The sequence below is a fragment of the Pirellulales bacterium genome, from assembly GCA_035499655.1.
In the GTDB taxonomy this organism is placed as follows: domain Bacteria; phylum Planctomycetota; class Planctomycetia; order Pirellulales; family JADZDJ01; genus DATJYL01.
Genome location: DATJYL010000086.1, coordinates 1 through 10,617, shown reverse-complemented (window position 1 = coordinate 10,617; position 10,617 = coordinate 1). Strand labels below are relative to the sequence as shown.

Genomic DNA, 10,617 nt, shown 5'->3' with positions numbered 1-10,617 from the left:
ATCCGTTGCGGATCAGTCCGGCCCTCTTCAATTCGACCCGCCTGCTTAAGCCAACCGCGAATTCGTTTCGTCCACACGGAACTTGGCGCGGCCCATGGCCAGGAGATGAGTTTACACTAGGAGGGGAATCATGCGACGTTTGTTTCGTGCAGCGACGCTGACGAGCGTAGTTCTGCTGGCGCCTGTCATGGCACTGGCCGACAATCAGGAAATCGCCGACCATATCAAAACCAATCTGAGCGGCAATCTGAAGAACTACGTCATTGGCATCAAGGTGGAAGACGGCACCGCCTGGCTTAACGGCACCGTTGCCAATCAGGATCAAATGGTCCGAGCGCTTTCGATCGCTCAACGGACCGAAGGCGTTGATCGGGTGGTTAACAACCTGAGCATCGGTGCGCCGCAGTCGGGTGGAAGATTGGCCAGCGGGTTGCGTCAGCCTGGCGCCATTGCCGCTCAGGCCGGCAACGGCGATGGGAAAATGGCCTCCGGTCAAAACTCGATGCGCCGCAACGGCGTGGTGCAAGCCGGCATGATGGATATTCCCGATCACGCCAAAGAGCAGCTCGGCGTGGCGGGTCCTGCCCCGAAAATGGACGACGACACTCCGGCGGCCATGCCTTCGGCCAGCGGTCAGGCCGGTCAGCCGATGCCGCTGCCAGTATCCGCCGCGCGTCACGTGCCCTACACGCAGGTGGCGATGCAAAACGGAATGCCGGTGAATCCCGGCAATCCGCCTGCGCCGGGCGCCGAAATGATCGGTACGCCCCGTCCGTTGCCGGCCTATGTGCCGACAGGCCCGGGTGCGGTGGCTCCGTACCATTTCGATCATCCGCAAATGCCGGGCTACGCTTGGCCGAGCTATGCTGCGTATCCGAACTACGCCGCGGTCACGTATCCCAAGCAATATTCGCCGACCGCTTGGCCGTACATCGGACCGTTCTATCCGTATCCGCAAGTGCCGCTGGGCTGGCGGAAAGTGACTTTGGAATGGGAAGACGGTTGGTGGTTCTTGGATTTCAAGGATTCGCACTAATTGGAGTTGAGTGGCTAAACCGATGCCACATTGATTTTCTAAGCCCAGGGGTTGCAACCCCTGGGCTTTTTTTGTTGGCAGCGAAGTGCGCGGCGTAATTTGCGCAGGCCACGCAGCAGCCTGCGCTGCAATGCTAGCGGGATCGGCGCCACTTTTTCGATAGAATCGGAAAAACCTGCAAGTTCCGCCCTGCTTTACTCGATAAGAAGAAGCAACTGGCGGTGCCGTGCGCCGCTGGGTTCGAATCGAGGAGCATTTGGCATGTCACGCCGATCCACCTGGCTCGCTTTTGCATTACTCGCCCTGGCAACGCTTACTAACAGCGGTTGCTTTTGGTTTGCCACGCAAGGACCAAGCATTGGACCATTGGGGCTTCCGATTCCTGTGAGTCCGTACTTGCAGAAGGAACAGGAAGATCGCTTCTGGGTTCACGAGCGCTACGAGCGAGTTCCGATTCTCGGCCCGATTACCGCCGGCGGTCCGGTGCATGCATTGGATCCGCCCAGCGACGACGAAGTGATGCGGGCCTTGGAAAAGGCGCGGCCCATCCAAGGCGGCCTGCCCATGTTGCACGAAGAACAACGGAACAACGTGCACATAGTGAAAGAGAAAATTGCAGATTACGTCGATCCGCCGCGGTTTTATCCGCTGATTGGGCCGGCGCAGTTGCACCATGCCCATTACAAATGCACGGTGTACTTCACCGACATTACCCGGGTGGGTTGGCCGGTGCCTTACACCAAGATCGACGAAGACGCTTCCGAAGTGTTGTACATCGACCATAACCACTTCCATGTGGTGGGTAACGTCGATTTTGGTCCCACCAACGGTTATTAACGGTCGGCGGCCCGACGACGGGTTTTCGATTGACTCGCAGATTCTGCTTGCACGCCAAACACCCCGGTTCACCGCCGGGGTTTTTTGTTTGCGCTGGCCAGGCAATCGCGCTGAAGTTTTCGGTCGCTGTCATTACCGCCGCTAGCAGATGAATTTGTGTAATCTATCATCTTTGCGGGCCTTGCATTCTGTCGAAACTACGCCGGCCGGACCGATAACACCGATAGCCGACCGACAGAGCGCTATGTGAACTTACGCGCCGACTGTTCGAAATCGAAAAGAACAGCGGCGACGAAGGTCATACGGATTAGAGCACTCTGCATGTCGGCATGGGCCAAGGAGGGCGACCGCCGAATTGTTCGGATTCCGCGATCCAACGATTGGGCGGTCCTAGGCAATTAACGACGCCAGTGAACCGGCCGCGATGCTGCAACATCGCGCTGCACTGCATTTCCCACAGAGGGTACAAGGATGTCCAACTCTGCCGTTCGGCTGCTGGGGATACTCACATTAGGATGTGCGTTCAGCAGCGCATGCTTTTCAACGGTCTGGGCGAACGAGGCAGACGACCTGTTCGACGTCGCTGCCGGCCATTATTCGTCCAAGCACTGGGATTTGGCGGCGGAGGAATTTCGCCAATTTCTGAGCGATTATCCCGACCACGCGAAGCACAATAAAGCTGTGTTTCTTGAGGCCGAGTCGCTGGTGCAATTAGGACGTAGTGCGGAAGCTTACCCGCTGTTTGTCGATTTGCTGGCGGACGATCCGACGGGCCCTGACTCTCGCCAGGCATTGTACGGCGCCGCCGAAGCGGCCGTGCTGTGCGGCAAAACCGACGAAGCGCAGATTCGCTTGGCGCAATTTCAATCGCAATATCCGGCGGACAAGCTGAACGCCAAGGTGTTAATCTATCGCGGCGATTTGGCGCTCAAGGCGGGCGATTTGTCGCAGGCGGAGCAGTTGTATCGACAAGCATTGGAGAAATTCTCCGATTTGCCCACGGCCGACCAATGCCGCCTGCAGTTGGCCCACATTTTGGAAATTCAACAATTGGATCAGGCCGCGGAAACCATGTTGCACCAGGTCGCCCAGAGCGACCACAGCCCTTGGGCGGAAATGGCGTTGTTGCGGCTGGCAGGCAGAGAATTAGCGGCCCATCGACCCCAGGCCGCGCTGGAACAATTCGAAGCCATTTCCAAGCGCTTTCCCGAAAGCCCGTTGTTGCCGCAAACGCATCTGGGTTGCGGGCAGGCGTTGATTCAATTAGGACACTATGCCGAAGCCGAAAGCCTGTTGAGTTCCTTGGCAGATAACCAGCAAGTTGGCGCCGAGGCCAAACATTTGATGACGATAGCGAAACAGGCGGACGAGCAAGCCAAGTTGGCGGCCGAAAGTCGCCGATTGGAGGCCGAAGCCGCGGCCCAAAAAGCGGAACAGCAAGCGAAAATTGCCGCGGAAACCCGCCGCCTGGAAGCCGAAGCCGCCCAAGCCAAAGCAGAGAAGGCTAACGCGATGGCCCATTCGGACAGCGCCGCGAAAGAAAGCGCGCCGGTCGTTAGTGAATCGCAAGGTCCAACGCAGTCGCCGATCAGGTCGGTGCTTTCGTCTCGACGCGAACAAAACACAGTCGTGGCCGCTCCCGTGCCGCCCGTTTTGCCGCCCGGCGGCAAGCCCGGCGCCGAAGAGCCTCAGGAACAAGGTTCAGCGTCCAGTGGTGTAGCATCAGCCAACGAGTCGGCTACTGATCCGAGTGCCGCTGCGCGCGCCAAAACACCGGCGGCCGGAGTGTTCATTTCCGACAACCCAACGACCACTGATCATGCATCGTCTGCCGACAGCGCGACGGAGTCGGACAATGCGATTGCCTCGAATAGCGCAGCGGCCGCCGATAGCGCGACCGCCGCGACAATCTCTACGCCCAAGGCGCCAACGCTGCAGCCGGTGCCGCCGGAGGTGGTTGCCGCCCGCGAGGACCAAGCCCGCCGCCGCTCCGCCGCCATTATGTACCAGGCCGCCGACGGCATGATTCGCGCCGGGCAGTACGACCGGGCCATCGCCACGTTGCAAATGGGGGACAATGTGGGTGACGACCCCCGCTCGCTGGCTAACCGCTATTTGTTGGCCATGGCGTTGCACGACGCCAAGCGCGAAGATGAATCGCTGGTGACGCTCGACGATTTGAGCGAAAAAGTGCAAGCCCGGCTGGCTGCCGACAATCAGGCTTCCGCCAAGCCGCTCTCGGCGGAAGATTTGGCCAACCTGCACACACTTAACGATAACGTCCAGTTGGCCCGGGCCACGGCGCTATTGACACGTGGAAAGTATGCCGAAGCCATCGCTCCGTTGAAAATGTATCTCTCCACGCCGCGAAAAGACGTGGGGGGCGAACGGGCTCGCTCCGCACTGGCCATCAGCCTGGTGCACGTCGGACAGCTCGCCGATGCTCAGCAAATTTTGGACGAGCTCAAAGCGAATCATCCAACCAGTCAATTGATTCTGCCGACGACGGAACAGGTGGCGGACGCCGCTTATGCGGCCGGGCAATACCAGGTTGCCACTGTGCTGTTCAATGATTTGGCGGCCGACGGCAATCCGCCCGATTTGGTGGCCAAAGGACTTTCGGGAATGGCGTGGAGCAAGTTGCAATTGAACGAGGACGAGGCCGCGGAGAAATCCTTCGCCAAGTTCTTGGAACACTTTCCTGGCGATCCCCGGGCTGCCGATGCGGCCTTGGCTTGCGGTCAAATTTTGGAGCGTGAAGGCAACGACAACGCCGCCTTGGCTGTTTATCGCGAAGCGATCAAGCATTACGGCAAATCGAAGCAAATGCCGAAGTTCTTGCATGCTGCCGCGCGGCTGTACGATCGGGCTAAGCAGGAGGAAGATGCAGCGCCGCTGTATCAGCGCATCGTGCACGATTACCCCACGTATGCTGAAATCGACAGCGTGCTGTACAGCTGGGCGTGGTCGCTGCGTGATTTAGGGCGTGGCAACGAATCGGACAAGGTCTTCCGGCTATTGTACGAAAATCATCCCGACAGCTGTTATTGGGCTGACGCCGCTTATCGTCTGGCGGAACGTGCTTCGCAGCAGGGAGAGGACGATACGGCCGAGGAATTGCTCAAGCAAATTGTCACCGGTAATTCCCCGGCGCCGGTCATGCAACACGCGCTATTTTTGGAGGGGCAGATTTCCATCGCCAAGGAAAAGTGGGAACCGGCCGAGGCCGCACTGAACCGACTGATTCAAGATTACCCCGACAGTTCCATGCGTCTGGCCGCGGAATTCTGGCTGGCGGAAACAGCGTACCGCAGCGGGGATTATGTCACGGCCCAACAGCGTTTCGAGACGCTGGCGCCGCGGTCGACCAACCGCAACGAAAAGTGGGCCGGCCTGGTTCCGTTGCGGCGGGCCCAAATCGCGGCGCAGCAGAATCATTGGGTCGAAGCCCTGACGCTGGCCGAATCGATCGCGCACGATTTCCCGCAATTTTCGCAACAATTCGAGGCCGATTACCTGATCGGCCGCTGCCTGGCCGAACAATCTGATTACGACGGCGCGCGCGCCGCCTTCGATAAAGTGGTCCACTCGCCGGCCGGCAGCAAAACCGAACTGGCCGCCATTGCCCAGTGGATGATGGGCGAAACGTACTATCGCCAAAACAATTATTCGGCGGCCTTGCGAGAGTATTTGCGCACTGAAGTGGTTTACTCCTATCCGCGCTGGCAGGCCGCCGCGTTATTGCAGGCGGCAAAATGCTACGAGAAGCTGGGCCAGCCGCAACAGGCCTCCGAAACGTATACCCGCGTTTTGCAAAACTATCCGCAGACCGAGTTCGTCGCCGAGGCCAGCAAACGGTTGGTGGAAACGACGAGAAAATAACCAGGCCATTAAGAGCAAGCCGACGAGGCTCCGCTGCTTGGCGGAAAGGAATTGTCGATGAGAATTGTCGCTGCTTCCGGCCTTCGTGCGTGGACCGTCGCTGCGGTTGTCACGCTGCTCGTGTTTGGCGATGTTTGGCTGTCACCATCTTGGGCGCAAAATCCTACGCCGACTTCGATCGCCGAGGCGCCGGCTTCCGGAACGGCCGGTTCGTCCACCGCCAATTCCGCCGCAAACGGCGATGCGGCGCCGGCCGGCGACAGCGCGGTCCTCACGGATAAAAGCTTGCTGGGCATTATCCACGACGGCGGATTCGTCATGTATCCGCTGTTTTTCTGCTCGTTTGTGCTGTTGGTGTTCACGTTCGAACGGGCCATCAGCCTGCGCACAGGCCGCGTGATTCCCGGTCCGTTCGTTAAACGCTTTCTGCACCAGTTGCAGGATGGCCAGCTCGATCGTGACGAAGCCCGACTGGTGTGCGAAGAGAACGGCAGCCCGGTGGCGAAAATGTTTGAAGCCGCCGTGCGGAAATGGGGCCGGCCGGCGGTCGAAGTGGAGCAGGCGGTGATTGATTCCGGCGAGCGCGTGGCCGGCGACTTGCGCCGGTACCTGCGCATTTTCAACGGCGTGGTGACCATCGGGCCGCTGCTGGGCTTGCTGGGGACGGTGTTCGGCATGATTCGGTCGTTCAGCGACATTGCCGCGTCGGAAACCACGGGTCGCATGGAAACGCTGTCGCACGGCATTAGCGAGGCGCTATTTTGCACGGCGACGGGTCTTTCGGTGGCCATCCCCGCCGTGGTGTTGCATTTGTATTTTGTCAGCCGCGTCGATCGCCTGGCGATTCAACTCGATGCGCTGGGGCAGGAGGTTGTAAATACTATATCCGCCGAGGCGCTGCAGGAAGCCGGCCAATCGCGTCGCAATCGCAAATCGGCAGCCTAAGGACGCCATGCCACTGCAAACCTCCGCCACCGAAGAGCCCACGCTGAATTTGACGCCGATGATCGACGTCATTTTGACGCTGGTGATTTTCTTCATGGTGGCCACCAAGTTCACGGATGAAGAAAAGGCGATGGGGGTGAAAGTTCCCTCGGTTTCCAGCCAGGGGGCGGTGACCGCCGCGCCGGAGCCGAAAGTGGTCAATGTGTTCGCCGACGGCCGCATTCTGTTGGGCACGCAACCGGTTTCGCTGGACGATTTAACCCAGCAATTGGAGGCAGCTCGGGGTCAGTATCACAAACTGAGCGTGCTCGTGCGGGGCGATAAAAATACAACGCATGGCCGTATGACCGAAGTTTACGACGCCTGTCGCCGCGCCGGCGTGACGGAAGTGGCCATCTCCGTGAAAGTTGGCGCCAAACAAAGGTGAACATCAAAAAATATCACAACTTGGCGCGACCACCGGTCGCGGCTGTATGACCTGAAATGCCTGATTGCACGTTAGCCCCGCCCTGTACCGCTCGCAGTTTCCCGCCTTTGTTCCTTACCCTCCGCGCTCCGTCCCCTACGTTTTGCCGCATGCTTGCCTCGCTGTTTGAACCCATTCACCGTTTTCTGACACATCCGCAGCTCGCATGGATTTTACTGTGGATGGGGCTGGCGTTTTTAATTGTCGCGCTGATCGTGATGATCCGCACCAGTTGGGGGCAATCGCATCCGCTACGCAAATGTGCGGCCTTATCGTTGTTGGCGCACTTGTTGCTTTTGTGTTACGCCACGTCGGTGCATATTGTCACGGCCAGCGGCAACGGCCACTCCGGCGGCATGAGTTTGCTGCTGGTCGACGGCGGGCAAAATGGCAGCGACGTTGGAGCCGACGACGGGGCCGATCAACCCTCGGTGGCTGTCGCTGACGCTTCGCCCGATTATTTGCAAGCGGATACCGTAACTGATCCATCCGCGGTCGTGCTGCCCCAGGCGCCGCCTAACAACGTGGTGGTAAAGCAATCGCCCGAAAGCGCGGAAAAACTCGCGAGCGGTCCGCTTCCGCTGGCCGCGCCGCTTGCGCATCCGGCGCCGCCACTATTGGATGTCGCCGTTCAACCGACGCCCAAGCCGCCGGAAAAGAATGATGAGCCGCCGCCCAAGCCGGCCGAAACCACCGACCAGCCGCCGCCGAAACCCGCTGTCGCGGAAACGGCACAACCTACGCCGTCGTCATCAACCCCGCCGCAACCTAATCCGCCCGATTCGCCGCCGGCCACGTCCGACAAGGCGAAACCGGAGAACGTGGCAACAGACAAGCCGAGTGAAAAACTCGCCGACAAACCCAGCGAACCGTTGCCTGCCGATGCGCCCCCTGCCCCGTTGGCCAAGTTGCCCGATCCGCCGACCACATCCGACGCCAGCCAGTGGGTAGCGGGAGACGCCAGCGGCGCGGCAGCGCCAGCCCAGCCTGCGCCGCAGGGGCCGTTGAACGCCCCGCCGCCAACTGTAGCCGACGATAAAAACTTCGCCACATCAAAATCCGACACAAAGCCCGATGCAACAGCCACACCGGCGGAAAATCGCAATACGTTGGTGGTACGCGTCCCCGGCGCAAACATTCCGACGGCTTCAAATTCGGCAACACCCAACGCTGCTGTTACCGGTCCCGTGGTCGAAAGCGCGGCCGCACCGATCGCTGGCCACGCGGTGCCGGAAATATATTCTGATCGAGTTTCGCCCGATCGCGCCGAGATCGGCCGCCGCCGGGGCGGTTCGCCGGGTTCGGAATCGGCCGTGCAATCGGCGCTGCAATGGCTGGCGTTGCATCAAAGCAGCGACGGCCGGTGGGATGCCAGTAAATTCGGCGCCGGCCAGGAAACCGGCGCGCTGGGGCAAGATCGTCAAGGCGCCGGCGCCCATGCCGATACCGCCGTCACGGGATTGGCGCTGCTGGCCTTTCTGGGGGCAGGCAATACGCACCAGCGCGGCGACTACGCTGCCAACGTGCAGCGCGGGCTGGAATTTTTACTCGGTTCGCAAGCCCGCGACGGCAACCTGGCCGGCGATGCCGAAACGTACGCATTCATGTACTCGCACGGCATGGCCACACTGGCCATGAGCGAGGCTTACGCCATGACCGGCGACAAACGGTTGGAGCCGGCCGTAACGGCGGCGATCAATTACACGCTGAGCGGGCAAATTCGGGCCACCGGCGGTTGGCGCTATCGAGCCATTGAATCACCCGGCGAGCGCGGCGACACCAGTCAACTCGGTTGGCAGCTGATGTCGCTGAAAAGCGCGCAGTTGGCGGGCATCAACGTGCCGGGCAGCGCGGCTGACGGCGCGATTCGATATATCAAAAGCGTTTCGAGCGGACAATTCGGCGGCAAAGCCAGCTATCGCCCCGGCGAGCGCCCCAGCCGGCCGATGACCGCCGAAGCCCTGGTGTGCCGGCAATTTTTGGGCATGGCCCGCGATAATCCGGCCAGCGACGAAGCCGGCGAATACTTGCTCAGCGATTTGCCGCGCCCCGATCGCATCAATCTGTACTATTGGTATTACGGCACGCTGGGCATGTATCAACTGCAAGGCGATGCGTGGAATCGCTGGAACGAAGCCTTGCAAACCACGTTGATTGGCCGGCAACGCGCCGATGGCGACCTGGCCGGCAGTTGGGATCCGGAGTGCATTTGGGGCGGTTATGGCGGACGGGTCTACAGCACCGCCCTGTCGGCCTTGTGCCTGGAAGTGTATTACCGGTATCTGCCGTTGTATCAACTGGCAGCCCGACCGTCCGAAACTAACGCCGAAAAATGATGGAATCGGCAGTTTGGCCCAAATCCGGGGCGAAAACCATCGCTCCCGGCAGAGGCTGCCGCTGCCGCGCTAGCCGTAACTACAATCGCCGCAACGACTTTTTCTTCAATGGAAGTGGCGTTCTTGGTTTGACACGCGCTAGTCTGCCGCTAGAATGAAGTAGGTTGGCGCGTGCTTTTAATGAGTTTTTACCAGCGCCAGTCTGCCTCGTTTCCGGTCTTATGCGTGCGGGCTGTCGACCGGTGCGATTTTGCATTCCCTTGCCCGCCGCTTTCCCGCCCGGACGCAAACATGGGTACTTTAAGTATCTGGCATTTGTTGGTAATTGCCTTCATTATTTTGTTGCTGTTTGGCAACCGGCTACCCAGCGTGATGCGTTCGTTGGGTGAGGGAGTGGTGGAATTTAAAAAAGGAATGCAAGGCATCGAGGACGACAAGAATCAGTCCAAGGAAAAGGAAAAAATCGAGTAACCCTGCCGCCGCGAATTCTTCACCACGGCTGCTGTGTGTTACGGGGCGGGTAAAGAGGTAATCATGTTCGAAGGATTTTTGGCCCCGTCGCATGTGTTGATCATCGCCATTGCTGCGCTATTTCTATTTGGCGATCGGCTGCCGGAAGTCATGCGTTCCGTGGGCAAGGGCATCTTGGAGTTCAAAAAGGGAATGCGCGGTATCGAAAGCGCCATCGAAGCGGCGGCTACGGCTTCGCCCGCCACGACAAATCAAATGAAGCCGGCTTCAAGTGAAACCACGGCCCGCCCCGACGAAATTGCTGCTCCGCGGTTTGATCCACCCACCGGCGAGCCGCGTGCCGAAAGCAGCGCCACTTTGTCCGCCAGTCAAGCCCCGCCAGCGCCGCATGTAGTGGCCGAAGACCCGCGCCACGAAGCGGAAGTTCATCAAAGCTGAACCACAGCCCAAGGATTCAGTCGGCCCTGGTCCAGTTCTGGCCCCTACGCTAAGATAATCTCTCGCACGGCCGGCGGATTGTGCGCCGGGGCATTCTTTCGGGCGGCTAGCTCAGTTGGTTAGAGCACTATCCTCACACGGTAGGGGTCACAGGTTCGAGTCCTGTGCCGCCCAATGGTAAATTCCCGAGTGATTTTACGTTTTTC

The 10,617-nt window shown here is 59.7% G+C and carries 8 protein-coding genes and 1 tRNA gene; all 9 read left to right on the top strand.

Annotated elements, in window-relative coordinates:
* Positions 1–130 precede the first annotated feature (130 nt).
* Positions 131–1,036 carry a BON domain-containing protein gene (locus VMJ32_06260; protein ID HTQ38609.1) on the top strand — a complete coding sequence of 302 codons (906 nt, stop codon included), beginning with the start codon at positions 131–133 and terminating at the stop codon, positions 1,034–1,036.
* Positions 1,037–1,297: 261 nt separating this feature from the next.
* Positions 1,298–1,873: a hypothetical protein gene (locus VMJ32_06255; protein ID HTQ38608.1), complete on the top strand. Its 576-nt coding sequence runs from the start codon at positions 1,298–1,300 to the stop codon at positions 1,871–1,873.
* 471 nt (positions 1,874–2,344) lie between these two features.
* Entirely contained in the window at positions 2,345–5,755 is a 3,411-nt protein-coding gene (locus VMJ32_06250) for a tetratricopeptide repeat protein (GenBank protein HTQ38607.1), read from the top strand.
* Positions 5,756–5,812: 57 nt separating this feature from the next.
* Positions 5,813–6,700, top strand: a complete 888-nt coding sequence (locus VMJ32_06245) for a MotA/TolQ/ExbB proton channel family protein (protein ID HTQ38606.1) — start codon at positions 5,813–5,815, stop codon at positions 6,698–6,700.
* 7 nt (positions 6,701–6,707) lie between these two features.
* Complete coding sequence (locus tag VMJ32_06240; protein ID HTQ38605.1) at positions 6,708–7,127, top strand: biopolymer transporter ExbD; 420 nt, start codon at positions 6,708–6,710, stop codon at positions 7,125–7,127.
* Between the two features lie 149 nt (positions 7,128–7,276).
* On the top strand, positions 7,277–9,502 hold the full coding sequence (locus VMJ32_06235) for a hypothetical protein (protein HTQ38604.1): 2,226 nt from the start codon (positions 7,277–7,279) through the stop codon (positions 9,500–9,502).
* A gap of 180 nt (positions 9,503–9,682) precedes the next feature.
* Positions 9,683–9,973 (top strand): twin-arginine translocase TatA/TatE family subunit, encoded by a 291-nt coding sequence (locus VMJ32_06230; GenBank protein HTQ38603.1) that lies wholly within the window; start codon positions 9,683–9,685, stop codon positions 9,971–9,973.
* A 63-nt stretch (positions 9,974–10,036) separates the two neighbouring features.
* On the top strand, positions 10,037–10,411 hold the full coding sequence (locus VMJ32_06225; GenBank protein ID HTQ38602.1) for a twin-arginine translocase TatA/TatE family subunit: 375 nt from the start codon (positions 10,037–10,039) through the stop codon (positions 10,409–10,411).
* A 100-nt stretch (positions 10,412–10,511) separates the two neighbouring features.
* A tRNA-Val gene (locus tag VMJ32_06220) sits at positions 10,512–10,585 on the top strand.
* The last annotated feature ends 32 nt before the right edge of the window (positions 10,586–10,617 follow it).

Bases quoted from the DNA above. Each gene is read 5' to 3' on its own strand.
- VMJ32_06260 (HTQ38609.1), top strand. From the start codon at position 131: ATGCGACGTTTGTTTCGTGCAGCGACGCTGACGAGCGTAGTTCTGCTG.
- VMJ32_06255 (HTQ38608.1), top strand. From the start codon at position 1,298: ATGTCACGCCGATCCACCTGGCTCGCTTTTGCATTACTCGCCCTGGCA.
- VMJ32_06250 (HTQ38607.1), top strand. From the start codon at position 2,345: ATGTCCAACTCTGCCGTTCGGCTGCTGGGGATACTCACATTAGGATGT.
- VMJ32_06245 (HTQ38606.1), top strand. From the start codon at position 5,813: ATGAGAATTGTCGCTGCTTCCGGCCTTCGTGCGTGGACCGTCGCTGCG.
- VMJ32_06240 (HTQ38605.1), top strand. From the start codon at position 6,708: ATGCCACTGCAAACCTCCGCCACCGAAGAGCCCACGCTGAATTTGACG.
- VMJ32_06235 (HTQ38604.1), top strand. From the start codon at position 7,277: ATGCTTGCCTCGCTGTTTGAACCCATTCACCGTTTTCTGACACATCCG.
- VMJ32_06230 (HTQ38603.1), top strand. From the start codon at position 9,683: ATGAGTTTTTACCAGCGCCAGTCTGCCTCGTTTCCGGTCTTATGCGTG.
- VMJ32_06225 (HTQ38602.1), top strand. From the start codon at position 10,037: ATGTTCGAAGGATTTTTGGCCCCGTCGCATGTGTTGATCATCGCCATT.